This is a genomic window from Mycobacterium sp. GA-1841, assembly GCF_001954135.1.
In the GTDB taxonomy this organism is placed as follows: Bacteria; Actinomycetota; Actinomycetes; order Mycobacteriales; family Mycobacteriaceae; genus Mycobacterium.
On sequence record NZ_MBEQ01000108.1, the window covers coordinates 40894 to 67363 of the forward strand.

At 67.5% G+C, this 26470-nt stretch carries 28 protein-coding genes; 11 read left to right on the forward strand and 17 right to left on the reverse strand.

The genetic code is table 11. The features are described 5' to 3' along the window. Window positions 1-11 precede the first annotated feature (11 nt). The 5 genes from A5740_RS24095 to A5740_RS24115 form a co-directional block, all read right to left on the reverse strand. Complete coding sequence (locus A5740_RS24095; RefSeq protein WP_076198279.1) at window positions 12-671, reverse strand: nitroreductase; 660 nt, start codon at window positions 669-671, stop codon at window positions 12-14. Then, entirely contained in the window at window positions 671-1081 is a 411-nt protein-coding gene (locus A5740_RS24100) for a cupin domain-containing protein (protein ID WP_076198281.1), read from the reverse strand. The genes A5740_RS24095 and A5740_RS24100 overlap by 1 nt, the downstream gene beginning before the upstream one ends. After that, window positions 1081-1824: an SDR family oxidoreductase gene (locus A5740_RS24105; RefSeq protein ID WP_076198283.1), complete on the reverse strand. Its 744-nt coding sequence runs from the start codon at window positions 1822-1824 to the stop codon at window positions 1081-1083. Before A5740_RS24105 ends, A5740_RS24100 begins: the two co-directional genes overlap by 1 nt. Window positions 1825-1992: 168 nt before the next feature. Next, entirely contained in the window at window positions 1993-2949 is a 957-nt protein-coding gene (locus A5740_RS24110; protein ID WP_076198285.1) for an electron transfer flavoprotein subunit alpha/FixB family protein, read from the reverse strand. 40 nt (window positions 2950-2989) lie between these two features. Next, window positions 2990-3781: an electron transfer flavoprotein subunit beta/FixA family protein gene (locus A5740_RS24115; RefSeq protein ID WP_067771584.1), complete on the reverse strand. Its 792-nt coding sequence runs from the start codon at window positions 3779-3781 to the stop codon at window positions 2990-2992. A gap of 228 nt (window positions 3782-4009) precedes the next feature. On the opposite strand from A5740_RS24115, the gene A5740_RS24120 reads away from it, so the two are divergent. The 6 genes from A5740_RS24120 to A5740_RS24145 all read left to right on the forward strand — a co-directional run bounded on the left by A5740_RS24120 (window position 4010) and on the right by A5740_RS24145 (window position 10524). Continuing rightward, window positions 4010-4795, forward strand: coding sequence for a bifunctional 2-polyprenyl-6-hydroxyphenol methylase/3-demethylubiquinol 3-O-methyltransferase UbiG (locus tag A5740_RS24120; RefSeq protein ID WP_076198287.1), 786 nt, complete (start codon window positions 4010-4012; stop codon window positions 4793-4795). Next, entirely contained in the window at window positions 4792-6342 is a 1551-nt protein-coding gene (locus tag A5740_RS24125) for a glycoside hydrolase family 57 protein (protein WP_076198289.1), read from the forward strand. Before A5740_RS24120 ends, A5740_RS24125 begins: the two co-directional genes overlap by 4 nt. Before the next feature lie 91 nt (window positions 6343-6433). After that, entirely contained in the window at window positions 6434-7675 is a 1242-nt protein-coding gene (locus A5740_RS24130; RefSeq protein ID WP_076198291.1) for a glycosyltransferase family 4 protein, read from the forward strand. A 40-nt stretch (window positions 7676-7715) separates the two neighbouring features. Then, window positions 7716-9107, forward strand: coding sequence for an MFS transporter (locus A5740_RS24135; RefSeq protein WP_076198293.1), 1392 nt, complete (start codon window positions 7716-7718; stop codon window positions 9105-9107). Beyond that, complete coding sequence (locus A5740_RS24140; protein ID WP_076198295.1) at window positions 9100-9858, forward strand: helix-turn-helix transcriptional regulator; 759 nt, start codon at window positions 9100-9102, stop codon at window positions 9856-9858. Before A5740_RS24135 ends, A5740_RS24140 begins: the two co-directional genes overlap by 8 nt. Window positions 9859-9927: 69 nt before the next feature. Beyond that, a complete protein-coding gene (locus tag A5740_RS24145) occupies window positions 9928-10524 on the forward strand; it encodes a hypothetical protein (RefSeq protein ID WP_076198373.1) in 597 nt (198 codons plus the stop codon). Window positions 10525-10529: 5 nt separating this feature from the next. On the opposite strand, the gene A5740_RS24150 is transcribed toward A5740_RS24145, so the two are convergent. Continuing rightward, complete coding sequence (locus A5740_RS24150) at window positions 10530-11273, reverse strand: acyltransferase (RefSeq protein ID WP_076198297.1); 744 nt, start codon at window positions 11271-11273, stop codon at window positions 10530-10532. A 130-nt stretch (window positions 11274-11403) separates the two neighbouring features. On the opposite strand from A5740_RS24150, the gene A5740_RS24155 reads away from it, so the two are divergent. After that, window positions 11404-12687 (forward strand): PQQ-binding-like beta-propeller repeat protein, encoded by a 1284-nt coding sequence (locus tag A5740_RS24155; protein ID WP_076198371.1) that lies wholly within the window; start codon window positions 11404-11406, stop codon window positions 12685-12687. Between the two features lie 3 nt (window positions 12688-12690). Here the strand turns inward: A5740_RS24155 and A5740_RS24160 are convergent, their stop codons facing one another. From A5740_RS24160 to A5740_RS28855, 8 genes are all read right to left on the reverse strand, one after another. After that, complete coding sequence (locus tag A5740_RS24160) at window positions 12691-13380, reverse strand: esterase (protein ID WP_076198299.1); 690 nt, start codon at window positions 13378-13380, stop codon at window positions 12691-12693. 75 nt (window positions 13381-13455) lie between these two features. Beyond that, entirely contained in the window at window positions 13456-14643 is a 1188-nt protein-coding gene (locus A5740_RS24165) for a class I SAM-dependent methyltransferase (RefSeq protein ID WP_371454798.1), read from the reverse strand. Continuing rightward, a complete protein-coding gene (locus A5740_RS24170; RefSeq protein ID WP_139335325.1) occupies window positions 14640-15596 on the reverse strand; it encodes a class I SAM-dependent methyltransferase in 957 nt (318 codons plus the stop codon). Before A5740_RS24170 ends, A5740_RS24165 begins: the two co-directional genes overlap by 4 nt. Window positions 15597-15687: 91 nt before the next feature. Beyond that, a complete protein-coding gene (locus A5740_RS24175; protein ID WP_076198305.1) occupies window positions 15688-16359 on the reverse strand; it encodes an enoyl-CoA hydratase in 672 nt (223 codons plus the stop codon). Continuing rightward, window positions 16356-17174, reverse strand: coding sequence for an NUDIX hydrolase (locus tag A5740_RS24180; protein ID WP_076198307.1), 819 nt, complete (start codon window positions 17172-17174; stop codon window positions 16356-16358). Before A5740_RS24180 ends, A5740_RS24175 begins: the two co-directional genes overlap by 4 nt. After that, entirely contained in the window at window positions 17171-18040 is an 870-nt protein-coding gene (locus A5740_RS24185) for an ABC transporter ATP-binding protein (RefSeq protein ID WP_371454796.1), read from the reverse strand. Before A5740_RS24185 ends, A5740_RS24180 begins: the two co-directional genes overlap by 4 nt. Further along, on the reverse strand, window positions 17971-18687 hold the full coding sequence (locus A5740_RS24190; protein WP_076198309.1) for a YitT family protein: 717 nt from the start codon (window positions 18685-18687) through the stop codon (window positions 17971-17973). The genes A5740_RS24185 and A5740_RS24190 overlap by 70 nt, the downstream gene beginning before the upstream one ends. Continuing rightward, window positions 18684-18830 (reverse strand): hypothetical protein, encoded by a 147-nt coding sequence (locus A5740_RS28855; RefSeq protein WP_175616348.1) that lies wholly within the window; start codon window positions 18828-18830, stop codon window positions 18684-18686. Before A5740_RS28855 ends, A5740_RS24190 begins: the two co-directional genes overlap by 4 nt. Window positions 18831-18894: 64 nt before the next feature. Here A5740_RS28855 and A5740_RS24200 point away from each other — a divergent pair, with 64 nt between their 5' ends. After that, on the forward strand, window positions 18895-20334 hold the full coding sequence (locus tag A5740_RS24200) for a PLP-dependent aminotransferase family protein (protein WP_076198313.1): 1440 nt from the start codon (window positions 18895-18897) through the stop codon (window positions 20332-20334). 8 nt (window positions 20335-20342) lie between these two features. Here A5740_RS24200 and A5740_RS24205 read toward each other — a convergent pair whose 3' ends face one another. The 3 genes from A5740_RS24205 to ctaD are packed head-to-tail and all read right to left on the reverse strand — an operon-like array spanning window position 20343 to window position 23699. Next, on the reverse strand, window positions 20343-20651 hold the full coding sequence (locus A5740_RS24205; RefSeq protein ID WP_076198377.1) for a hypothetical protein: 309 nt from the start codon (window positions 20649-20651) through the stop codon (window positions 20343-20345). 36 nt (window positions 20652-20687) lie between these two features. Continuing rightward, window positions 20688-21935: a phosphoserine phosphatase SerB gene (serB, locus tag A5740_RS24210; protein ID WP_076198315.1), complete on the reverse strand. Its 1248-nt coding sequence runs from the start codon at window positions 21933-21935 to the stop codon at window positions 20688-20690. Between the two features lie 36 nt (window positions 21936-21971). Further along, window positions 21972-23699, reverse strand: coding sequence for a cytochrome c oxidase subunit I (gene ctaD, locus A5740_RS24215; protein WP_076198379.1), 1728 nt, complete (start codon window positions 23697-23699; stop codon window positions 21972-21974). A 176-nt stretch (window positions 23700-23875) separates the two neighbouring features. Here ctaD and A5740_RS24220 point away from each other — a divergent pair, with 176 nt between their 5' ends. The 3 genes from A5740_RS24220 (at window position 23876) to A5740_RS24230 (ending at window position 26446) form a co-directional block, all read left to right on the forward strand. Beyond that, window positions 23876-24949, forward strand: coding sequence for an iron-siderophore ABC transporter substrate-binding protein (locus A5740_RS24220; protein WP_076198317.1), 1074 nt, complete (start codon window positions 23876-23878; stop codon window positions 24947-24949). 10 nt (window positions 24950-24959) lie between these two features. Continuing rightward, on the forward strand, window positions 24960-25235 hold the full coding sequence (locus A5740_RS24225) for a YciI family protein (RefSeq protein WP_076198319.1): 276 nt from the start codon (window positions 24960-24962) through the stop codon (window positions 25233-25235). Between the two features lie 161 nt (window positions 25236-25396). Then, window positions 25397-26446: an NAD(P)-dependent alcohol dehydrogenase gene (locus A5740_RS24230; protein ID WP_076198321.1), complete on the forward strand. Its 1050-nt coding sequence runs from the start codon at window positions 25397-25399 to the stop codon at window positions 26444-26446. Window positions 26447-26470 lie beyond the last annotated feature (24 nt).

Sequence of the window (26470 nt, forward strand, 5' to 3'; positions counted from 1 at the left end):
GCCGCGCTGCGTCAGCGGTCGAGGAACACCACGTTCTCACTGAGCGGATTGCGGGGCGTGTCCAGGTGATTGGCCGGGAAATCGGGGTCGGCGTAGCCGATCGACACCCCACACAGGACGATCAGGTCGTCCGGTATGCCGAGTTGTTCCCGCAGCACGTCCGGGTAGAACGAGATCGACACCTGGACGCAACTGCCGACTCCGCGTTCGTTCAACGCCAACAGCAGGGTCTGTAGGAACATCCCCACCCCCAGGGCGTCGACGTGGGTGAAGTCGCGATGCATGCACACCACCCCGGCGACAGGAGCGTGGAAGAACTCCCAGTTCCGAAGCTGGGCGGCCCAGCGGCCTTCGGCATCGTCGCGGGCGATGCCCATGGCCCCGTAGACCAGCGCCCCGCTCTCCCGGCGCAGATGCGCGAAGCGGGGCGGCAGGCCCGCGGAGCCGATCGCCGGCGGGGCCGCCTCGACCGCGGTGAGCAGCGCGTCAACCAGTCGATCGCGCCGCTCACCGGTGGCGAAGAAGACATGCCACGGTTGAGTGTTGGAGTTCGACGGCGCCCGGATCGCCAGCTCGAGTGCCTCGTCGAGCAATTCACGCGGAACGGGCTTGTCGGCCAAGAACATCCGCGCGGACCGGCGGGACCGGACGACGTCTGCGAACTCACTCATCACGCCACCCGGCGGTCCTTGCGGGCTTCGAGTTCCTCGTCGTCGACGATCACGAGCATCGGTTGGCCGGGCACGCACAGCATGTTGACCAGGAACCGCAGCGGAACGTCGTCGCGATTGTTGGCGTCCGAATAGTGGATGACATCGCCGCCGGGCTCCCAGAATGCCTCGCCCGCCTTGACCACCCGCGGCGCCTCACCTTCGAGCTCGAAGAGCATCTCGCCCTCGAGCACATAGCCGAAGGCCGGTCCGGCGGGATGCCGGTGCGGCGGCGCCCCGGGCGATCCCGCGGGCCACTCGATGATCGTCGTCATCACCTCGGCGTTCGGCGGGATGAACGGCGGCTTGACGCTGCCGATCACCGTCATCGCATCGTGGAGCGCCTTCTCGCGCTCAGCTGACACAGGCATCAGTGCGCCCCGATCCGGTCGGCGAAACGGATGGTTCCCAGGATCGCGTCGTCACCGGTGACCAGGCTGTTGTCGTCGACTGCCGTCCCGAAATAGGTGGCCTGCGGATCGATCACCACCGGCTTGTCGTCTCCCTGGGCGGCCAGCACCGCGCGCGCCATGTCCGCGAACGAAAACTTTTCGGGCCCACCGATGTTGACGATTCCGTTGACCGGTGCGCCCTGAGCAGCATCGGCCACCTCGGCAGCGACATCGTCGACCGAGATCAACTGGATGCGCGCGTCCGGGACCCGCACTTCGTCACCCACCACCAGCGATGCGGTGATGGCCTCGGCGAACTCCTGGAACTGCGTGGCGCGCACGATCGTGTAGGGCAGTCCGGAGTCGGTGATGATCTTCTCCTGAGCCACCTTGGCCCGCATATAGCCACTGTCCGGCAGCCCGTCGGTGCCCACGATCGACAACGCGACGTAGTGCCCGACGCCGGTCTCCTTGGCGGCGGCCACCAGATTCTGCGCGGACGCGGTGAAGAAGTCCATGACGGGGCCGTCCTCGAACGAGGGCGAGTTGACCACGTCGACGAGCACGTCGGCTCCGGTGAGCGCCGGCACCAGGCCTTCACCGGTGAGAACGTTGGCCCCGGTCGACAGGGAGGCAGCGACGACCTCGTGTCCGGCCTCGGTGAGCAACCGCACGACCCGCGAGCCGATCTGGCCGCTGGCACCTATCACTGTGATCTTCATTGTGCGAATCCCTTTCTCGACGTGCTGACAAGATCAACACTGGCACCGCAGGCCGAGAATCAAACCCTGGAAAGTCCGTAGTCGCCACGTTGCGCCATTCGCCCAGCAGACACAAAACTGCCCCTTTTCCGAAGAAAAGGGGCAGTTTTGCGTCTGCTCGCGGGGGAACTAGCCCTTGCGGGCCTTGATCGCCTCGGTCAGCTGCGGGCTGACCTTGAACAGGTCGCCCACGATACCGAGATCGGCGATCTCGAAGATGGGAGCTTCCTCGTCCTTGTTGACCGCGACGATGGTCTTGGAGGTCTGCATGCCGGCGCGGTGCTGGATCGCACCGGAGATGCCCAGGGCGATGTAGAGCTGCGGCGACACGGTCTTACCGGTCTGCCCGACCTGGAACTGGCCCGGGTAGTAGCCCGAGTCGACCGCGGCGCGGGAGGCACCGACAGCGCCACCCAGCGAGTCGGCCAGTTCCTCGACCACCGAGAAGCTCTCGGCGCTGCCGACGCCACGGCCACCGGCGACCACGACGCTGGCCTCGGTGAGCTCGGGGCGGTCGCCGGCCACGGCGGGCTCGCGCTTGGTGATCTTGGTGGCGTTCTCGGCCTGGGCCGGGACCTCGACGTTGACGACCTCGCCGGCCCCGTCGGCGGGGGCGGCCTCGATCGAGCCGGGACGCACGGTGATCACCGGGGTGTCGCTGGTGACCTGGGCCTCGACGGTGAAGGCGCCACCGAAGATGCTGTGGACACCCACTGCACCCTCCTTGACGTCGACCACGTCGACCAGCAGACCCGAGCCGATACGGGCGGCCAGGCGGGCAGCAACTTCCTTGCCCTCAGCGGTGGCGGCCACGATGACCCCGGCGGGGGTGGCCGACTCGGCCAGCCCGGCCAGCACGTCGACGACGGGGGTGACCAGGAAGTTCTCTGCGTCGTCGGACTCGGCGACGTAGATCTTGGCCGCACCGGCGGCCTTGAGGCCGTCGACCAGCGGGGTGGAGGTGCCCGGCTTGCCCACCACGACGGCGGCGGGCTCACCCAGCACACGGGCGGCGGTGATGAGCTCGGCGCTGACTTTCTTCAACGCGCCTTCGGAGTGCTCAACGAGCACAAGTACTTCAGCCATGAGTTCTCGTTCTGTCTTTCGCTCGAAATCGAATCAGCTGCTAGATCAGCTTCTGGGCGACCAGGTACTCGGCGATCTTGGTGCCGCCGTCACCTTCGTCGGTCACCTTCTCACCGGCGGTCTTCGGCGGCTTCGGGGTCGAAGACAGCACCTTGGAACCGGCATTGGCGACGCCGACCTCATCGGCTTCCACGCCGATCTCGGCGAGGGTGAGCACGGTGACTTCCTTCTTCTTGGCGGCCATGATGCCCTTGAAGGACGGGAAGCGGGGCTCGTTGATCTTCTCGTTGACGCTGACCACGGCCGGCAGCGACGCCTCGAGGGTGAACACACCCTCGTCGGTCTCACGCTCGGCGGTGACCTTGCCGCCCTCGACGGTCAGCTTGCGCACATGGGTCAGCTGCGGCAGGCCCAGGTACTCGGCGATCACGGCCGGGACCGCGCCGCCGACCCCGTCGGTGGCCTCGTTACCGGCGATGACCAGCTCGGTGCCCTCGATGGTGCCCAGCGCACGGGCCAGCGCCCATGCGGTCTGCACGACGTCGGACCCGTGCAGGCCGTCGTCCTTGAGGTGCACGGCCTTGTCGGCACCCATCGACAGCGCCTTGCGGATCGCCTCGGTGGCACGCTCGGGGCCGGCGGTCAGCACGGTGACAGTGCTGTCCCCGCCCTCACGCTCCTTGATCAACAGCGCCTCTTCCACGGCGCGCTCGTTGATCTCGTCGAGCACGGCGTCGGCAGCCTCGCGATCGAGGGTGAAATCGCCGTCGGACAGCTTGCGCTCCGACCAAGTGTCTGGGACCTGTTTGATCAGGACCACGATGTTCGTCATGACTCTGGTTCGTCCTCCTCGATGAGACCGGTGGCCCGGCTCATATCACGTTCTAAGCAACTAGCACCATGTTACCGGGCGGTAACTTATGGTGGTTCGCAGGAACACCATAACTGGTCGGACTTAGTATCCCGGCCTCCCCTACCACACCCCCGCAGTATCCGAACCGTTGGTCGATTCGCCACCGACCCCTTCACCCTGGATAAGGCTGGGTTAGCCTGCCTTCCAATGAGCGCATTCGTAGACGATCCGGCCGGCGACCCGGATCACGCCTTACCTCTGACCGGCGAGCGGACCATCCCCGGCCTGGCGGAGGAAAACTACTGGTTCCGCCGCCATGAAGTGGTGTATCGCCGGCTGGCCGACCGCTGCGCCGACCGTGACGTCCTCGAGGCCGGCTGTGGTGAGGGTTACGGCGCCGATCTGCTGGCGGACGTCGCACGCAAGGTGATCGCGTTGGATTACGACGAGGCGACGGTGGCCCACGTGCGGGCCCGCTATCCCCGGGTCGAGATCCGGCACGGCAACCTCGCCGAGCTCCCGTTGGCCGACCAGTCTGTCGACGCGGTGGTGAACTTCCAGGTCATCGAACACCTGTGGGATCAAGCACAGTTCGTGTCCGAGTGTTTCCGGGTGTTGCGGCCCGGCGGCGTGTTCTTGGTCTCGACCCCCAACCGGATCACCTTCTCCCCCGGACGCGACACCCCGCTCAACCCATTCCACACCCGTGAGCTCAATGCCGCCGAGCTGACCGAACTGCTGCGCGATGCCGGATTCACCGTGGAGTCGATGCTCGGGGTGTTCCATGGCGCCGGACTGCAGAAGCTCGACGCGCGGCACGGCGGCTCGATCATCGAGGCGCAGGTGCAGCGCGCCGTGGCCGACGCGCCGTGGCCCGAGCAGCTGCTCGCCGACGTCACCGCCGTCGGCATCGACGATTTCGACCTCACGCCGGCAACCGAACGCGACATCGACGACAGTCTCGACCTGGTGGCGATAGCGGTGCGGCCGTGACACCTTCCGCCGCCGACCCCGAACCGGTACCCGGTTTATTCACCCTCGTCCTGCACACCCACCTGCCGTGGCTGGCCCATCACGGCCGCTGGCCGGTCGGCGAGGAGTGGCTCTACCAGTCCTGGGCGGCGGCGTACCTGCCGTTGATGCGGGTGCTGCGCGGTCTGGCCGCCGAGGATCGCCGCCATCTGATCACCCTTGGCATGACACCGGTGGTCACCGCACAGCTCGATGATCCGTATTGCCTGACCGGTATGCACCACTGGTTGGCCAACTGGCAGCTGCGCGCTCAGGAGGCGATGACACTGCATGGCCAGAAGGCCTTGCAGCAGTTCGGGATTCGTGAGTACGCCGAGGCCGGTGCAGCCATCGAGGAGTTCACCACCTATTGGCGCCACGGCGGCAGCGGCTTGCTGCGCGCACTGATCGACGCCGAAACCATCGAATTGCTCGGCGGTCCGCTGTCGCATCCGTTCCAGCCGCTGCTCAACCCCCGGTTGCGTGAATTCGCGCTGCGCGAAGGCCTGGCCGACGCGCACCAGCGTTTCGCCCACACCCCGGTGGGCATCTGGGCGCCCGAATGCGCCTACGCCCCGGGCATGGAGACCGGATATGCCGCCGCGGGGGTGGGCCACTTCATGGTGGACGGCCCGTCACTGCACGGTGATACCGCGCTGGGCCGGCCGGTAGGTGATACCGACGTGGTGGCCTTCGGACGCGACCTGCGGGTCAGCTATCGCGTGTGGTCGCCGAAATCGGGTTATCCCGGTCACGCCGCCTACCGGGATTTCCACACCTACGACCACACCACGGGTCTCAAACCGGCCCGCGTCACGGGCCGCAACGTCCCCTCCGAGGAGAAGGCGCCCTACGATCCGCAGCGTGCCGACCGCGCGATCGACGAGCATGTCGCAGACTTCGTCGAGGTGGTCCGCCGTCGCCTGCTCAGCGAGAGTGCGCGGATCGGGCGCCCGGCGCACGTGGTGGCCGCGTTCGACACCGAACTGTTCGGGCACTGGTGGTACGAGGGCCCCGAGTGGCTGGGCCGGGTGCTGCGGGCCCTGCCGGCAGCCGGCGTGCGCGTGGGAACCCTGTCCGACGCCAAGGCCGACGGATTCGTCGGCGCCCCGGTCGAATTGCCGCCCAGCTCTTGGGGTTCGGGTAAGGACTGGCAGGTCTGGAACGGTGAGAAGGTGACCGATTTCGTCCAGCTCAACAGCGAGGTGGTCGACGGCGCCCTGAGCACCGTGGACAAGGCACTCGCCCAGCAGGCGGCGGTCGGTGTGCCGACCCCGCGCGACCGGGTGGCCGACCAGATCCTGCGGGAGACGCTGTTGACGGTGTCCAGCGACTGGCCGTTCATGGTGAGCAAGGATTCGGCGGCCGACTATGCGCGCTACCGTGCCCACCTGCACGCCCACGCCACCCGTGAGATCTCCGATGCGTTGGCCTCGGGCCGTCGCGACCACGCCGAGCGCCTCGCCGACGGCTGGAACAAGGCCGACGGACTGTTCGGCGCCCTCGACGCCAGACGTCTGCCAAAATGACCTGCACCGCGAGCGTGCGCGTCTGCCCCACGACACGCCGCCAAATCCCCGCATTGTCCGCACATTCGCACCGGCACGAAGGCACGCAGTCATGAAGATCCTGATGGTGTCATGGGAGTACCCGCCCGTCGTCGTCGGCGGTCTGGGCCGACACGTGCACCATCTGGCCACCGCCCTGGCCGAGGCCGGTCACGAGGTCGTGGTACTCAGCCGCAGGCCCACCGATACCGACCCGAGCACTCATCCGTCCACCGACGAGACGAGTGAGGGTGTGCGGGTGGTGGCCGCGGCCCAGGATCCGCACGAGTTCGTGTTCGGTACGGACATGATGGCCTGGACTCTGGCCATGGGACATTCGATGGTGCGCACCGGCCTTGCCGTCAAGGACAATTCGGGTGATCGCTGGATCCCCGACCTCGTCCACGCCCATGACTGGCTGGTTGCCCACCCCGCGATCGCCCTGGCCGAATATTTCGATGTGCCACTGGTTTCCACGATCCATGCCACCGAGGCCGGCCGGCATTCCGGCTGGGTCTCGGGCCCGATCAGCCGTCAGGTGCACGCCGTGGAATCCTGGCTGGTACGCGAATCCGATTCGCTGATCACCTGTTCGGCGTCGATGAACGACGAGATCACCGAGCTGTTCGGGCCAGGACTGTCGGAGATCAGGGTGATCCGCAACGGGATCGACGCCGACCTCTGGCCCTACGCACCGCGACGTCCACGCCAGGGCCCACCCCAGCTGCTGTACGTGGGCCGGCTGGAGTACGAGAAAGGCGTCCAAGAGGCGATCGCAGCCCTGCCGCGGATCCGACGTGCTCATCCCGGCACCACACTGACCGTCGCCGGCGACGGCACCCAGCTGGACTGGCTGTTGGAGCAGGCACGAAAGCACAAGGTGCTCAAGGCAACCCGGTTCGTCGGTCGCCTCGGCCACGACGACCTGGTTCAGGCCCTGCAGGCAGCCGACGCCGCGGTGCTGCCGAGCCACTACGAGCCGTTCGGCATCGTCGCGCTGGAGGCCGCGGCCACCGGGACCCCGCTGGTCACCTCCAACGTCGGGGGCCTGGGCGAAGCGGTGATCGATGGTCAGACCGGAATGTCGTTCGCGCCACGGGATGTCGCGGGTCTGGCGGCCGCCGTGCGGGCGGTGCTCGACGATCCCGATGCGGCCCAGCGCCGTGCTGTGGCCGCCCGCGAGCGGCTCAGCGCGGATTTCGACTGGCACACCGTGGCCGCCGAGACCAGCCAGGTCTATCTGGCCGCCAAACGCGCCGAACGCGAACCGCACCCGCGTCGGCCGATCGTCGAGCACGCGCTGCCCGACCGCTGATTCGACCGGCGTCGAATCAATCCGCACCTAGCGTGCGGGTATGGCACCACAACGCTCCCCCGTCGTCACGCTGATCGCAGCCTATCTCGGGCTGTTCGTCGGCCTGATCGACGCGAACGCCGTGAACCTGGCGCTACCGGTGATCGGTGATGACCTCGGCGGTGGAGTGACCGGCGCGCAATGGACCATCGACGCCTACAACGTGACGTTCGCGGCGTTTCTGCTCACCGCCGGATCGCTGGGTGACCGGTTCAGCCGGCGACGAATGCTGCGGATCGGTTTGGCGATCTTCGTCGCGGCGTCGGTCGCCTGCGCGCTGACGCCCGCACTGCCGCTGTTGTTGGCAGCACGGGCGATTCAGGGTCTGGGCGCGGCGATGATGTTGCCGCAAGGGCTGGCCATCGCCGCGGCGGTCTATCCAGACCCGCGCGGACGAGCCCGGGTCACCGCGGCGTGGGCGATGGCCGCCGCCGGCAGCACCGCGCTGGGCCCCCTGCTCGGTGGAGTCGCCGTCCAAACTGTCGGGTGGCGGTGGATCTTCTGGGTCAACGTGCCCGTCGGCCTGCTCGCGTTGGTCATGAGCGTCTCGCACCTGCCCGATTCGCGCGATCCGGACGCCGCCCGCCTCGACCTGTCCGGTCAGTGCCTGGCCATCTTGGCACTCGGCGCCACGACGCTCGTCCTCGTCGAGGGGCATGGCTGGCCGTGGCAACAGACGGCGGCCCTCGGTGCCACGGCGCTGGCCGCATTCGTCGCATTCCTGAGTGCCCAACGTCGTAACCCGCATCCGATGCTGCCGCTGGATCTGTTCGGCAGCCGCCGACTGGTGGGTGCCCTGCTGGCCACGTTCGCGATGACGTTCGGCATCTACGGACTGCTTCTGGTGAACAGCTTTGCCTTCCAACAACTCCGGGGCGCCGACGGCTTGACGACGGCGGTGCGGTTCCTCCCGATGGCGATCGTCTACCTGCTACTGATCCCCGTCACCAACGTCATGGCGCGCCGCACGGGACCACGTCCGGCGATGGTGGCGGGGTTGGTGCTCATGGCGGCGGGCTCACTGCTGTACGCCGGCGCCGGACCACTCGGCGACGTCGGATGGCTGGAAGCGTCATTTGTGCTCGCCGGTGCCGGGCTGGCACTGAACACCGGCCCGGCGGTGACGCTGGCGATGGATGCGATCCCGCCGGGGCGGACCGGCCTGGCCGCCGGTGTGGTGAATCTGGCCCGGCTGCTGGGTATCACTGTCGGGGTCGCGGTGTTGGGTAATGCCATGACAATCGTCGGCGGCGCGTCCGGGGTGCGGACCGCACTGCTGATTGGTGCGGCGTGTCAGTTGCTGGGCGCCGGGTTGGCCCGGTCGCTGACGCAGCCGGCGGCACCCGCGGGACGACGCGACCAGATCGTCGGGAAGGAGTCCTGCCATGCGTGAGACACAGGAGCTCACCACCGCAGCCGAGTTGGACCTCTCCGCGGTGGCCGCGTTGCTGGCCGACCCGGCTCGCTGCAAGATCCTGCTGGCCCTCGACGACGGCCGCGCGTTGCCGGCCAGTGTGCTGGCCGAGGAGGCGGGCATCAGTCGCCCGACGGCCAGCAGCCACCTGGGCAAACTCACCGATGCCGGGCTGCTCACCGTCCGCACCCAGGGGCGTCACCGCTACTACCGGCTGGCGGGGCCCGAAGTCGGTGCGCTCATCGAGCAACTCGGCCGGCTGGCGCCGACGCGGCCCGTCACCTCACTGCGCGAGGGCACCCGTGCGGCGCGGCTTCGCTCTGCCCGCACCTGCTACGACCACATCGCCGGCCGGCTCGGCGTCGCGCTCATGGGCAGCCTGCTCGACCGGGATGTGCTCATCGGCGGGGACGGATGGTTTCGTTCCGGCGGTTCCGACCGGCTGAGCAGCCCCGGTCATGACGTGACCTATCAACTCACCGACGACGGGCGCGCCCTGCTACGGCAGATCGGAATCGAATTGCCCACGGGCTCAAGGCCGCTGGTTCGCTACTGCATCGATTGGACCGAACAGCGCCATCACCTTGCCGGCGGGCTCGGCCGCGCGCTGTTGGATCACTTCCTGGCCGCGGACTGGGTGCGTCGCGCACCACGCCACCGTGCACTCACCGTCACCGACGCCGGCCGCGCCGCCTTGGGCGAGCGCTTCGGTATCGACTGGACCGGTTGACACTGCCCCAGATCGGCCGATTGGCAGTCATCTGCGGCGGATACCAAGCAGAATCGGGGCGTGGTCCAGATCCGCCGGCATCTCAACACCGTCTGCGCTGCACTCGTCGGCGCCACGCTCACCCTCGGCGTGTCGGCCCCGGCAGCTGCCGAACCCAACGGCGCCGCCCCCAGCCTGCCCGCCTTCACCCCGCATCCCTCCGATTGGGCGCCGGACTACACGGTGTTCCCGTACAACCTGTGGCAGGTCCGTGTCACGCCCCAGCAGATCGATGCCCAGCGTGAGTCCTGCCAGTGGTTCAACGCCCAATACGGCACCCTGATGACCCAGATCGTGGGGTTCCAGCACTACCTGGGCGAACATGATGACTACTGGACCGCGCCGGGCGTACAGGCGGCAGCCGACGCGGTGAAGGCCAACATCGACCAGTCGGCGGCGTTCCTGGATCCCCGGGCTCACATCTTGTACATCACCAATTACCCGGACCAGAGCCAGTATTCACCGCTGTACAACGGTGACTCGATCTATCACCTCTGGTATCAGCTGACCCAGATCAGCGACAAGATCGCGCAGAAACAACCGTCGGGCTTCATCAACGCCAACATCGCCACCGCCAACGTCTACGGCAACGTGATCCGCGACTCCGGGGTGTGCAACGGGGCCTGAGGCCGTCAGTTGCTGTTGGCGGCTTTCTTGCGTTCGATGTCGGCCAGGGCCGCGGCCAGTTCGGCACGCTCGGCCGCTGACGTCTCCCAGTCCAGCTTGCGGTTCTTGACCACCTTGGCCGGAGCTCCCACGGCGATCGAGTAATCCGGGATCTCGCCTTTGACCACGGCGTGGGCGCCCAGCACGCACCCGCGCCCCACCGAGGTGTTGCGCAGGACGGTGACCTTGGCGGCGACCCAGGTGTCCGGGCCGATCCGCACCGGGCCCTTGACGATGCCCTGGTCCTTGATCGGCATGTTGACGTTGTCCATCTTGTGGTCGAAGTCGCACACGTAGCACCAGTCGGCCATCAGCACGGAGTCACCGAGCTCGATGTCCAGGTAGGTGTTGATGACGTTGTCGCGGCCCAGCACCACCTTGTCCCCGATGCGCAGCGAGCCCTCGTGGCAGCGGATGGTGTTCTTGTCGCCGATGTGCACCCAGCGGCCGATCTCCATCTGGGCCAGTTCGGGGGTGCACTGGATTTCCACGCCCTTGCCGAGGAAGACCATCCCCCGGGTGATGATGTGCGGGTTGGCCAGCTTGAACTTCAGCAGACGCCAGTACCGGACCAGGTACCACGGGGTGTAGGCGCGGTTGTCGATCACCCATTTCAGCGAGGCCTTGGTCAAGAAGTCGGCCTGGCGCGGGTCCCGCAGGCGTGAGCCACGCCAGCGCTTGTGGATCGGTGCCCCCCACATCGTCGTCATGGCCGGACAGCCTACGCGAGGACTCGCGAGGGTTCCCAGGTCGCTCTGCTCCTGTACCGCAAGGCCGCCGGGTTACCCTCACGTGGGTCACAAAAACGAGCCCGTGCGGGTTCGGCGACGAAAGGACATCGTGTTCCGGCGATACCTGGCACTCGCGGTCGCGGTGCTGTTCACGGGCCTGCTCGCCGGTTGCGAGAACACCGATTCCTGGGTGGACGCACACGCTGCAGAAGGCTGGTCGGCGCAATACGGGGATGCCGCCAACAGCAGCTACACCCGGTCCCCCGGTGCCGAGGCGCTGCGGCTGGAGTGGAGCCGGTCGGTCAAGGGCGAAATGGGGGCCCAGGTGGCGCTCGGTTCGACCGGCTATCTCGCTGCCAACGCGCAGACCGCCGGCGGATGTTCGTTGATGGTATGGGAGGCCGACAACAACGGCCGCCAACGCTGGTGCTCCCGGTTGGTGCAGGGTGGCGGCTGGTCGAGCCCGCTGTTCGATGGGTTCGACAACGTCTACATCGGCCAGCCCGGCGCCATCCTGTCGTTTCCGCCGACACAGTGGATTCGGTGGCGTCAGCCGGTGATCGGGATGCCCACCACCGCCCGGCTGCTCGACGACGGCCAGCTGCTGGTGGTCACTCACCTGGGCCAAGTGCTGGTGTTCGACGGGCATCGCGGCATCGTCGAGGGAACTCCGCTGGATCTGGTGTCCGGCGTGGACCCGACCGATTCGCAGCGCGGCTTGAGCGACTGCCAACCGGCGCGATCCCGCTGCCCGGTGGCGGCCGCACCGGCGTTCTCCCACGAGAGCGGCATCGTGGTACTGAGCGTGTGGCAGCCTGGGGCCGAGGCCCCGGGGCTGGTCGGATTGCGTTATCACCGCGGGCAACAGACGTTGCTGACGCCGGCCTGGACCAGCGACGCGGTGGGTGGCGGGCCACTGGCGAGCCCGGTCTTGTCCGCCGACGGCTCGACGGTGTACGTCAACGGCCGCGATGAGAAGCTCTGGGCGCTCGACACGACCGACGGCTCACCGAAATGGTCGGTGCCCCTGACGTATCTGGCTCAGACGCCGCCGTCGGTGTCCCCGGACGGGCTGATCCTCGCCGGCGGCGGACCGGACGCCAAGCTCACCGCAGTGCGTGACGCCGGAGACCACGGCGAGGTGGCCTGGACCCGTGCCGACGTGGTGCCTCTGACCACCTCGAGCCGCGCCGGCAATGTCGCGTACGCGGTGGCCCGCGAGGGCGGCCACGGTCAGGCGCTGCTGGTGTTCGATTCCGGCGACGGGCACACCCTCAACACCTATCCCCTGCCCGAGGCCACCGGTTGGCCGGTCGGGGTGTCGGTCGGGCAGGACCACCGCGTGGTCACCGCGACGAGTGACGGTCAGGTATACGGCTTCGCGCCGCAGTGACGCTCAGGCCAGGAAGGCTTCGACAGCGGATCTCGGGACGGTGGCCTGGCTGGCTCCGGCCGCCTCCGACAACAGTTCGCCCTGTCCGAAGAAGAAGATCAGCGAATCGTCGGTGATCGCAAAGTTCTGATAGTGCACCGGGTCCAGACCGACGGCGGGCGGGATCGCCTGCTCGACACCGGATTGCTTCTGCAGTTCCCGCTGCACGATCGGGAAGATCACGTCCAGCGGCCGGGCACCCGGCTTGAACAAGGTGTCGAATGTGATCGGCGCCCGGGTGGTCACGTTGTAGTTGAACGCCTTGTACCAGGTCTGCGGATGCGCGCCACCGACGTTCTGGTACACCTCGAACACCAGGCTCTGGGTGCGCGGCGGGGTCCCGGAGCTGTAAGCGGTGCCCTTGGCGTCCAGCACGTAGGGCTGGTCGCGGAATCCGGGCATGTCCGAGACGTTGACGAAACCGTCGCGGGTCTGGGTCAGGTACGCGGCGACGGGCTGTTGATCGGGGTAGCCGACCGGGAACGTGTAGTCCAGCGTGTAGGTGGCATTGGCGGTGTGCACCTGACAGATCTGATCGGCGTCGACGGTGCCGCCGAGGTCGGCGCAGGCCGACTGCGCAGCTGCCACCGGCAGGCCGAGCCAGCCGAGCAGCACACCGGCTGCCAGCAGCCCTGTCACAGGGGGAATTCGCATCGTCAGTCGTCCTCGTAGGCGATCAACGCACACCGGTCGAGATGCCGGTGTGCTGGGCTTCAGGATACGTGCCGGTCACCGCGACGGCCGACAAATGAATGCTGCTGCCCTACCGGCCGCCCCGGAACCGAGGCGGGTGATCACCACGGCCAGCCCTCGGGTGCCGCGCAACCGCATCCGGGATCGCAACGCGTCAGGGTCCACATTCACACCGCGCACGAGGATCTCCAGGGCACCCGCCGAGTGATCGGCCAGCGCCGACCGCAGCCGGCGCTCCTGGAAAGGCAGCTGGTCGAGTACTTCGAACCCACGCACCCCGGCGGGCAGCTCCTCGCCGGACAGATAGGCGATGTCGGGGTCGAGCTGCCACAGGCCGTGGCGGGCTGCATAGTGGCGCACCAGCCCGGCGCGTACCACTGCGCCGTCGGGGTCGATGATCCAGCGTCCGGCCGCAGCCACATCGCAGTCGTCGGGTTCGGCGTCGGTGAGTTCTTCACCGGTTTCCAGCAGGCTGGCGCGACGACGTATGCCCGGTTCGGTCAAACCCGGTGACCACAGGCAGGCTTCTCGGACGCTGCCGCCGGCGGAGGTCACCTCGATCTCCCCGGCGAACCCCATTTTGGCGAGCTCGTCGAAATCGATTCCGGGAGCACACTTCACCACGAGGTCTCGACCCTCGTAGACGTCCAGGACGGCGTCGAGTGCCGGGGTGTAAGCCCGTGGGTCGAAGCGGCGCCGTCCACCGGATCGGCGGGCCGGGTCGATGATCACCACGGTGTCGCGGGTGATCGGCGCCAGCGCGTCGGCACGGCACAGCGGGACAGCGGCGCCACCGTCGTCGAGATTGTTGGCGGCCATCGCCAGCCGCACCGGATCGAGGTCGCTGCCGACCAGCTGCGCCGCGCAATCACGAAGCGCGACAAGCTCACTGCCGATCGAGCAGGTGGCGTCGTGCACCCGGGCCCCGGTCAGTCTGCGCGCGCGGTGCGCGGCCACCGGTGCGGCCGTGGCCTGTTGCAACGCCTCGTCGGTGAACAACCACTGCCCCGGGTCGCCGAATTTGGCCTGCGCCCGTCGCCGCAATTGCACGGTTTCCACCAGCGCCGCCGCGTGGTCGCCGAATTGTGCTCGCACAGCAGCGATGTCGTTGACCAGGCTGGCCCCGGTGAGACGACGCTCGGCCACCTCACCCAGGGCTTGGATGCCCGCCTCGGATCGCAGGTATGCGACATCGGCGAGGCCGAAAGCCACCCCACCGCTCAGGAGGGTTTGACCCCCGTGACCATCACGTTGTAGAACCAGCCCTTGGGCACGACACGACGCCACACATTGGCGTCCACCCAACTCAGCGTGGTCCAACTGTTGAACGCGAACTTGGCCCAACCCCAGCCCAGACGTCCGGGTGGCACCGCGGCTTCGAAGGTCCGCACCGGCCAGCCCAACATGGCCGCGGTGAATTCCTCACTACCGGTGCGCACTTCGACCGCACCGGCGTTGGCGGCCATCCGCTCCAGGTCGGCGGGGTCGAACGTGTGCAGGTCGACCACGGCTTCCAGTGCTGCGGCGCGGGAGGATTCGTCGAGCTCTTCCTGTGGCCGGCGCCAACCGCTCAGCCAGGGCAGCTTGGTGAGGTTCGTGGTGGCGTGCCAGGTCAACGTGGACAGCTCGCGGGCGTACTTGTTGCCGACCGTGGTGGGCTCACCGGCGAAGACGAACCGCCCGCCGGGCTTGAGCACCCGCACCACCTCGCGCAGCGACAGCTCGACATCGGGGATGTGGTGCAGCACGGCGTGCCCGACGACCAGATCAAAGGTGTTGTCCTCGTACGGGATGCCTTCGGCGTCGGCGACCCGTCCGTCGATGTCCAGGCCGAGGCCCTGCCCGTTGCGGGTGGCCACCTTGACCATGCCCGGCGACAGGTCGGTCACCGAGCCGCGCCGCGCCACCCCGGACTGGATCAGGTTGAGCAGGAAGAACCCGGTACCGCAGCCCAGTTCGAGGGCCCGGTCGTAGGGCAGTTCACGCTGCTCGGACTCGGGGACGATCGCGTCGAACCGGCCGCGGGCGTAGTCGATACAGCGCTGATCGTAGGAGATCGACCACTTCTCGTCGTAGGTTTCGGCTTCCCAGTCGTGGTAGAGCACCTGCGCGAGCTTGCTGTCGTGCATCGCGGCCTCGACCTGTTCGGCCGTGGCATGCGGGTTAGGAGTCGGCATGCCGGCTGAATCGACCGCCACATCAGCCTCGGTGCCGGAATCCTTGATGTCAGTCATGAAGGGCAGCCTAACGGCCCGCCTCCGGTGGCCGTCAGGGCCGGTCTGCCAGTCCGTCGACAGCGGCCTTGGCCGCTGCCAGCACGTCGACCGGATGTTCGATGAATCGCTGGGCCCAGGCCAGGGCCTCGTCGTAAACGTGGTCGGGCGCCACCATCTGGTCGATCAGCCCCAATTCGAGAGCCTCCTCGGCGCCGACGAACCGGCCGCTGAACACGAGCTCTTTGGCCTTGCTGGCTCCGATGACGCCGGCCAGCCGGGTTCCGCCGCCGGCCCGCGGCGCCAGTCCGGCCAGGATCTCGGTCGATCCGAACTTGACATTGTCCCCGGCCACGCGCCAGTCGGCGGCCATCGCCAGCGACAAACCGCTGCCCAACGCATAGCCGGTGATCGCCGCCACGGTGGGCTTGGGGATGGCGGCCACGGCGTCGATGCACTGGCGTAACGCGGTGTCGGCCGCAGCGGCCTCGGGCGCGTTCAGCGTGCGCAGTTCGGGCACGTCGTCGCCGGCGCAGAAGATCTCATGCCCGCCGAACAGGATCACCACGGCGACGTCGGTGCGCTCTCCCAGCGCGTGCGCGGCCGCGGTGATCTCGCGGTACATCTGCCGAGTCAGGGCATTGGTGGGAGGCCGGGACAGCATGAGCGTGCCGATCCGATCCTGCTCCGGCGTCACCCCGGCGATCACGTTGACGAACTCGTTCACCGGCCCGCCCCCGGAGACCGGTGGTTGCGCGCCGCGTTGTAGCGCTCACCGTCGAAGAACTCGATGTTCCAGTTCCCCCCGCCCAGGGCGAGGTTGGGTTCTATGGGCACGATCGTGCGTTCGGTCGCCAGCACAGCGGCGACTGAACGCCCGTTGAGTGAATTGAGCTGGGTCCAGGTCGGTGGCAGCAGAAACGAGTTCCCCTGCTCGAAATCGTCGAGCCCGGCCTGCGGCGTGCTCCAGAACGCGCGGTCGCTTTCGGTGTTCTCGCCGTCGGCCCGCTGCCCCTCGGGCAGGGCCCCGACGAAGAAGAAGGTGTCGTAACGGCGGGTGCGTTCCTCTTTCGGGGTGATCCAGTTGTCCCACGGACGCAACAGGTCGGCTCGCAGCACGAGTTTCTCGTCGCGCAGGAAATCCGCGAACGACAGCGAGTGGTTGGCCAGGGCGGCCCGCGCCTCCCCGTAGACCGACGCGTCAGACACGATGCCGGGGTCGCCTGATCCGCTGTAGGGCCCGGCGAACAACACCCCGGATTCCTCGAACGTTTCGCGGGCGGCGGCACAGACGAGCGCCTCGGCCAATCCGGTGTCCACGCCGAGACGCTGCGCCCACCAGTCGGGCTTGGGGCCGAACCAGGCGATGTCGGCGTTGCGGTCGCGGTCGTCGACGCCGCCGCCCGGGAACACCATCACCCCGGCCACGAACTCCATCGCCGCGTGCCTGCGCATCATGAAGACTTCGATCGCTTCGGCGGCGTCCCGGACGAGCATCACCGTGGCCGCCGGCCGCGCCACCAGTGGATCGTCGCTACTCATTCTCGCCTCCTGTGCGCCGCACGGCTCCTGGTCCGCCGGGCGAAGTAGCGCCCGTCGATCACGTCCAGCGCGATCGACTGACCGAACGCTTTGGACAAGTTCTCCGCGGTCAACACCTCGGTCAGCAGACCCGAGGCGACCGCCTTGCCCTCGGAAAGGATCAGCGCATGGCTGAATCCCACCGGGATCTCCTCGACATGATGGGTCACCAGCACCATGGCCGGCGCGTCGGGGTCGGCGGCCAGGTCGCTGAGCCGCGCCACCAGATCCTCACGCCCACCCAGATCGAGACCGGCTGCGGGCTCGTCGAGCAGCAGTAATTCCGGATCGGTCATCAGCGATCGGGCGATCAGCACGCGTTTGCGTTCGCCCTCCGACAGGGTCCCGTAGGTGCGCTCGGCGAGGTGTTCGGCGCCGACGCTCTCCAGCATGTCGATCGCCTGGACGTAGTCGACGTCCTCGTAGTCCTCACGCCAGCGGCCCAGCACGGCGTAGCCGGCCGACACCACGAGATCACGCACCACCTCGCTGTCGGGAATCCGTTGTGACAGCGCTGAGCTGCTGAGGCCGACGCGGGCCCGCAGCTCCGACATGTCGGTGCGGCCCAGCCGTTCACCGAGCACGTAGGCGGTGCCCGACGACGGATGTTCGGTGGCTGCGGCGATCCGCAGCAGCGACGTCTTGCCTGCTCCGTTGGGACCGATGATCACCCAGCGTTCGTCGAGTTCGACGGCCCAGGTGATGGGCCCGACCAGGGTGTTGCCGCCCCGGCGCAGGGTCACCCGCGCGAAGTCGATCAACAGGTCGGGGTCGGTTCCGTCGTCGTCATCGGTGATTGTCGAGTCGGTGCGTTCCCCTGCGGCCACTCGCTCATCGTAGTGACCGGATCGCGATCGGCTCGGGCACGTCCGCCGCTGAAATCGTGGAACAACAACGATCGCGGGAACACTCGCAGGAACAGCTGCACCAGCGGGCCGATCCCGAAGGCGTAGACCACCGTGCCGATCCCGATCGTTCCGCCCAGCAGCCAGCCGATGGCCAGCACGGTCGCCTCGATCCCAGTGCGCACCAACCGCACTGACAGCCCGGTGCGGGCCACCAGTCCGGTCATCAGACCGTCGCGGGGCCCCGGACCGAGACCGGCGCCGATGTAGAGCACGGTGCTGATGGCGTTGAGTACGACGGCGCCGATCATCATCGCGATGCGCACCGGCATCGCCGACGCGGCCGGCAGCACGGCGAGGGTGGCGTCCACCGTGACCGCGATGACGACGACGTTGGCGACGGTACCGACGCCGGGCCGGTTACGCAGCGGGATCCAGGCCAGTAGGACGACGACGCCGGTGACGGCCGAGGCCATGCCCAGGCTCAGCGGGGTGTGCCGGGTGAGGCCCTGGTGGAAGACGTCCCAGGGGTCGAGGCCGAGCCCGGCGCGCACCATCATCGCCATCGATACGCCGTAGCCGCACAGGCCGATGAGGAGCAGGGCGGTGCGGGTGAGCGCGGTCCTCATGCGTGGTCGGGGAATCGGACGCGGATGGCGTCGAGTTCACTGCGCACCCGGCGAGCGTCCACATCGCGGGTGCTCGCGCGGTTGCCCACCGTGAAGGCGCGGCGGTATTTCCCGGCCAGTCTGAAGAGCCACGTTCTTCCCATGAACTCATTTTGAAGCCGATCTGGATTGCTCCTCAATATCCAGTTGGCGCATACTGGCCTCATTATGTCGATGGATATGGCCGCTCGCGCTCTCGATGTGGACCTTTTGGCACGCGAACTGGGCAACTGGCGCACTTCCAGTCAAAGTGGCCCGGCCTATCTGGGCCTGGCCGACGCGATCCGGCTACTCATCGTCGACGGCCGGGTTCCGGTCGGGTCCCGACTTCCCAGCGAGCGCGCCCTCGCCGAGTCGCTGCGGGTATCGCGCACCACGGTCACCGCGGCCTTCGCCCAGCTGCGCGACGACGGCTATCTGCATGCCCGTCGCGGCGCGCGCAGCACCACCGCCCTGCCTGCTGCCGGCCCCATTCCGTCCGAGACCGCCACCCCCACGGTCAGCCTGGCCGAAGCCGCCATGTCCGCACCCGGCACCGCGGTGCTCGAGGCGTTCGCCGACGCAGCGCGCGACATCGCGCCGTATCTGCGCGAGCCCGGGCACGAGGTGATGGGCGTCGCCCCGCTGCGCGCCGTGATTGCCGAAAGATATTGCGCCCGGGGACTATCCACCGACCCCAGCCAGATCATGGTGACCACCGGAGCGCAACACGCCATCGGGCTCATCTTGGCCAGCCACACCCGGCCGGGCGATCGGGTGCTCGTCGAGCAGCCGACATATCACGGTGCACTCACCGCGATCGCCACCGCGGGGGCCCGGGCGGTCCCCGTTGCTCTGACCGAAGATGGTTGGGAACTCGACGCGGTGCAGGCCGCACTGCGACAGCTCGCCCCGAGCCTGGCTTACCTGATTCCCGACAGCCACAACCCGACCGGTTTCACCATGCCCGCCGCTGAACGAAAGCGGTTGGGGCACATCATTTCCGAGACTCGGACCCGCACCATCGTCGACGAGTCGATCGCCGACATGTGGATTGACGAAGCACCTCCGGAGCCGCTGGCCGCCGCGGTACCCCGCGATGATCTGGTGCTCACCGTCGGTTCGATGTCGAAATCGTTCTGGGGCGGTCTGCGCGTCGGCTGGATCCGGGCCGAACCCGCCACGCTGGCTGCCATCGCGGCGATCCGGCCGTCGGTCGATCTGGGCACTCCGATCCTCGAACAACTCGCCACGGCCCGGCTGCTCACGACACACGCGGAGGTACTGCCCGAACGTCGCGAGATTCTGCGCGTCCGTAGGGCGTTCCTGGTGGCACTGTTGGCCCGCGAACTCCCGGACTGGCAGCCGGGTCACGGGCGCGGCGGGATGTCCTTGTGGGTCAGGCTGCCGACGCCGATGAGCACGGCGTTGTCGGCCGCTGCCATGCGGCTGGGGCTGAACGTGCCCGCCGGCCCGCGGTTCGGGGTCGAAGGCACCCTTGAGCGGTTCATCCGACTGCCCTACGCGCTACCCGAACCCGAACTCGAAGAGGCGGTGCACCTGCTGGCGCGTGCCTGGCACAGCATCACCGGCACACTCAGCGCCCAACCCCAGACGCTGGTGGTCTGATCAGCGGATCAGGGCTGCTGCGACATTGCGTAGCACGTGCTGTAATGCTCGATGGTGCACGGAATCCCGTTCACCGTCGGCAGCTGGCCCGGAGGGGTCGAAATGTTGGCCCCCCCGGTGCTGGGTGCCATCACCGGCGGTGCCACGGCGCCCATTCCGCCGCCTGAGGAACCGGCCACGCACACGCCGTCGAACTTGGTCGCCTTGGTTCCGGACGGGCATCGTTTGGCCTCGGCCGGGGCCGCCACCGCCAACTGACCCAGAACTGCCGCGACGGCGAACGTTCCGACCACGACCGTGTGCTTCAAGTTCGCCATGCCCACACCCTACTTCAGCGGTGATCCGGCGGGGTGTCAGTCCTCGGGGATCTCGACCCGGCGCAACACTCCGTCCTGGGCGTCGGCGGCCTCGATCTCACCACGGGTGACGCCGAGGACGAACAGCACGGTGTCCAGGTAGGGATGGCTCAGTGAGGCGTCGGCAACCTCACGCAACGCAGGCTTGGCATTGAACGCCACGCCCAGGCCGGCAGCAGCCAGCATGTCGATGTCGTTGGCGCCGTCACCGACGGCGACCGTCTGCTCCATCGGCACGCCGACCTGCTGGGCGAAATCACGCAGCGCCTTGGCTTTTCCGGGCCGGTCGACGACCTGGCCGATGACCCGACCGGTGAGCTTTCCGTCGACCACCTCGAGCTCGTTGGCCGCCACGTAATCGAGCATGAGCTCGTGTGCCAGTGGCTCGATGACCTGCCGGAACCCGCCCGAGACCACGCCGCAGTGAAAGCCGAGCCGCCGCAGGGTCCGGATGGTGGTCCGCGCCCCCGGGGTCAGCTCGATCTGTTCGGCGACATCGTCGAGCACCGAGGCCGGCAGACCGGCCAGCGTGGCCACCCGGCGGTGCAGAGATTCGGCGAAGTCCAACTCACCGCGCATCGCGGCTTCGGTGACCGCAGCCACCTGGGCCTCCATGCCGGCGCGGGCGGCCAGCATCTCGATGACCTCACCCTGGATCAGGGTGGAATCGACATCGAAGACGATGAGCCGTTTGGCCCGCCGCGCCAGGCTGTAGTCCTCCAGCGCGATGTCGACGGCTTCGTCCACCGCCACCTGGGACAGTGCCGATTGCAGTTGGCTGTAAGCCGCTCCCGCCGGCACCGACACCCGAAGTTCCAGGCCGGTCACCGGATAGTCGGACACCCCGCGGATCGTGTCGATGTTGACACCCAGACCGGCCACCTCGCGGGCCACCGCGCTGAACGCCTCGGCCGTGATGGGTCGGCCCAGCACCACGATGGTGTGTGTCGACGGCTCGCGCATCACGGGCATGTCGTCGCTGTGCTCGACGGCGACGTCCAACCCGAGACGATGGATCGCCGACTCGACGTCACCGCGTAGTGAGTCGCCCGCAACCGTCTCGATCGGCGCCGCGACCAGCACACCCAGGGTGAGCCGGCCGCGGACCACGACCTGTTCGACGTTGCGGAGCTCCACCTGGTGGCGGGCCAGAACCTCGAACAGTGCCGAGGTGACGCCGGGCTGATCGACTCCGGTGACCGTGATCAGTACCGATGAGCGCTCTCGTGACGCACCGCTCGACACCTCTTCGACGGGCTCACTCCCGGAAGCTGCCACCCGTCAGCTGGAAGCGTCCGCAGACTCGAGCTCTGGGTGATGTGCGCGACCCACGTGGGCCTCGGCACGCATCCGCTCGATCATGTGCGGGTAGTGCAGCTCGAACGCCGGTCGCTCCGAACGGATCCGGGGCAGCTCGGTGAAGTTGTGCCGCGGCGGCGGGCAGGAGGTCGCCCACTCCAGCGAGTTGCCGTAACCCCAGGGGTCGTCGACCATCACCGGCTCGCCGTAGCGCCAGCTCTTGAACACGTTCCACACGAACGGCAGCACCGAGATACCCAGGATGAACGAGCCGATCGTCGACACCACGTTCAGCGTGGTGAAGCCGTCGCTGGCCAGGTAGTCGGCATAGCGCCGCGGCATACCTTCGTCGCCCACCCAGTGCTGCACCAGGAAGGTGGTGTGGAAGCCGATGAACGTCAGCCAGAAGTGCAGCTTGCCGAGGCGTTCGTCGAGCAGCCGTCCGGTCATCTTCGGGAACCAGAAGTAGATGCCCGCGTAGGTGGCGAACACGATGGTGCCGAAGAGCACGTAGTGGAAGTGCGCGATGACGAAGTAGCTGTCGGTGACGTGGAAGTCGATCGGCGGGCTGGCCAGCAGCACGCCGGACAGGCCACCCAGCAGGAAGGTGATCAGGAAGCCGACCGAGAACAGCATCGGCGTCTCGAACGTCAGCTGGCCCTTCCACATCGTGCCGATCCAGTTGAAGAACTTGATGCCGGTCGGGACGGCGATCAGGAACGTCATGAAGGAGAAGAACGGCAGCAGCACGGCACCGGTGGCGTACATGTGGTGCGCCCACACCGCGACGGACAGCGCCGCGATGCTGATGGTGGCGTAGATCAGGGTGGTGTAACCGAAGATCGGCTTGCGGCTGAACACCGGGAAGATCTCGGACACGATGCCGAAGAACGGCAGCGCGATGATGTACACCTCGGGGTGACCGAAGAACCAGAACAGGTGCTGCCACAACAACACACCGCCGTTGGCCGGGTCGTAGATGTGTGCACCGAGGTGGCGGTCGGCGGCCAGGCCGAACAGCGCGGCGGTCAGGATCGGGAACGCGATCAGCACCAGGATCGAGGTCACCAGGATGTTCCAGGTGAACACCGGCATCCGGAACATCGTCATACCGGGCGCACGCATGCAGACCACGGTGGTGACCATGTTGACGCCACCGAGGATGGTGCCCAGACCACCGACGGCCAGACCCAGGATCCACAGGTCGCCGCCGGCGCCCGGGGAGTGGATGGCGTCGGTCAGCGGCGAGTAGGCCGTCCAACCGAAGTCGGCGGCACCGCCCGGGGTGATGAAGCCGCCGAGGGCGATCAGCGCGCCGAACAGGAACAGCCAGAACGACAGCGCGTTCAAGCGCGGGAAGGCCACGTCGGGCGCGCCGATCTGCAGCGGCAGCACCAGGTTGGCGAACCCGAACACGATCGGGGTGGCGTAGAACAGCAGCATCACCGTGCCGTGCATGGTGAACAGCTGGTTGAACTGCTCATTGCTCAGGAACTGCAAGCCGGGCATCGCCAGTTCGGTACGCATGAACAGCGCCATCAGACCGCCGATGAAGAAGAAGGCGAAGCAGACGACGCAGTACATGATGCCGATCAACTTGTGATCGGTCGTGGTGATGAGCTTGTAGATCAGGTTGCCCTTGGGGCCCATCCGTTCCGGAAAAGGACGACGTGCCTCGAGTTCTCCGATTGGGGGCGCTTCGGCTACCAAGAGATCCTCCAAAGATTCGTCGGGAAATCCCGCTTCTGGAACTGAATCCTAACGCTCCCGGCGGCCTGCGCGCCCGTGGGTCCTACAAACTGTCGTACTGCGTGGCGCTGCCACGCCCGCAGTTTTGGCCGCGAGCTCCTGACCAGCGGGAAGGTGGTCAATGTTACGGTCGGCCGGTGCTGAGCAACCGACACCGCGCCGCAGTCGCCGCGATCGCCGCAGCCGCAACACTGACCGGTGGATGCGGCACGGCCGAGCAGACGTCGACGTCGCAGACGTCGATCTCCACCAGCGTCACCAAGATCGCCGGCGCCGGGGTGTTGGGGAATCAGCGCCGACCCGACGAATCCTGCGCGGCCGAGCCGGCGCCCGCCGACCAGTCGGCGCGGCAGGTCCGCAACGCCAGGGCCGAAGGCGCAGACATCTCGGAGTCCACGGAAGTCCGGGGCGACCCGCAGCGCATCGTGGCGCTGTCCGGCGACCAGCTTGATGCGTTGTGCGCGCTGGGACTGCAGTCGCGCATCGTCGCCGCGGCGCTCCCGGTCGGCTCCGATCAGCAACCGTCATATCTGGGCGGGGTGGTCCACGGAGTGGCCCCGGCCGGCACCCGGGAAGCGCCGGACCTGACCGCCATCGAGGCCGCCAAGCCCGAACTGATCCTGGGTTCGGCGGCCCTGACGCCGTCGTCGTTCGGCGCGTTGACGGCGATCGCGCCGACTGTGTTCACCGGGGCACCCGGGGCCGGTTGGCGTGACACCTTGTGCGCGGTGGGTGACGCGACGGGGCGCGCCGACGCTGCCGCCGATCTGATCGCGAAGTTCGACGACGCCGCCCGTGACACCGGCGCACAGAACGACGCCGGACATTTCCAGGCCTCGGTGGTACAGCTGACCGAGAACACCGTGCGCGTCTACGGCACCGCCAACTTCCCCGGCAGCGTGCTCGCCGCCGTTGGCCTGGACCGGCCTGCCGCACAACGGTTTACCGACAAGCCGTACGAAGAGTTGAGCACCACCGACGCCGATTACCGGATCGCCGACGCCGACATCGTCTACGTCTCGTTTGCCTCGCCGGCGGCCAGGGACCATGCCTCGGCGATCCTGGAGAGCCCGGCCTGGCGGGACCTGTCGGCCACCAAGGACAACCGGGTGTTCGTGGTGAACAACGAGGTCTGGCAGAGCGGCCAGAACATCGTGGCCGCCCGGGGCATCCTCGATGACCTGCGTTGGGTCAACGCTCCGATCAATTAATCTCTCCAGCGTGTTCCACGTCCTCACCACCACGTACACCCAACCCATCGACGTCGTCGACCAGACCCGCCCCGCCCACATCGCGTGGCTCGAGGGAGAGGTGGCCGCAGGCCGCATCGTGCTGGCCGGACGTCTGGATTCCGCGACCGGTGCAGTGCTGATCACCGGGGATCTCAGCGAGGAAGCGGTCGAAGATCTCATCGCCCGTGACCCCTACACCCTGGCCGGGCTGATCCGCTGCGAGCGCACGTCCTTCAACGGGGCCTTTCGCGCACCCGGTTTGTGAGTAGAACCCGGCACCGATCCGGGATACATGTCACAGCCGACATCGGGACTATCGTCGCCGCCCGCGCCGTTGCACAGGGCGGACTGCCGTGTTCAGGCAGTAGTCAGTTAACCGGGCTAATCTTCGGTGAATACGCACGACGACGAACAAAGAGGGCTTTGATGAGCACTGTTTATGCCTATGCCGCCAATTCGGCGACCGAGCCGCTGGCCAAGACCAGCATCACCCGCCGCGAGGTCGGCCCACATGACGTGGCCTTCGACATCCACTTCGCCGGCATCTGCCATTCCGACATCCACACCGTCAAGGGCGAGTGGGGCACCCCGAACTACCCGGTGGTGGCCGGCCACGAGATCGCCGGCGTCGTCACCGAGGTCGGCTCGGAGGTGACCAAGTACAAGGTCGGCGACCATGTCGGCGTGGGTTGCTTCGTCGACTCCTGCCGCGAGTGTGACAACTGCAAGGCCGGGCTGGAGCAGTACTGCACCGGCGGCGGCATGATCGGCACCTACAACGCGACCGGACGTGACGGCACCCCGACCTACGGCGGCTACAGCGGCGCGATCGTAGTCGACGAGAACTATGTGCTGCGCATCCCCGACAGCATTCCGCTGGACAAGGCCGCTCCCCTGCTGTGCGCCGGCATCACCACCTACTCCCCGCTGCGCCACTGGAACGCCGGACCGGACAAGAACGTCGCGGTCATCGGACTCGGCGGTCTCGGCCACGTGGGCGTCAAGCTGGCCAAGGCGATGGGCGCGCATGTCACCGTGTTGTCGCAGTCGCTCAAGAAGATGGAAGACGGCTTGCGGCTGGGCGCCGACGGGTACTACGCCACCAGCGACCCGGACACCTTCGGCAAGCTGGCCGGCAAATTCGACCTGATCTTGAACACCGTGTCGGCGAATCTGGACCTCGGGGCCTACCTAGGCCTGCTCAAGCGCGACGGCACGCTCGTGGAGCTGGGTGCCCCGGAGAAGCCCCTCGTGGTGCCGTTCTTCCCGCTCGGCGCCATGCGCCGCAGCCTGTCGGGATCGATGATCGGCGGCATCCCCGAGACCCAGGAAATGCTCGATTTCTGCGCCGAGCACGATGTGCTTCCCGAGATCGAGGTGATCCAGCCCGATTACATCAACGAGGCCTACGAGCGGGTGCTCGCCAGTGACGTGCGGTACCGCTTCGTAATCGATACCGCCTCGCTGCGCGGCTAGCAGCTTCCCGCGTCAACGCCGCGG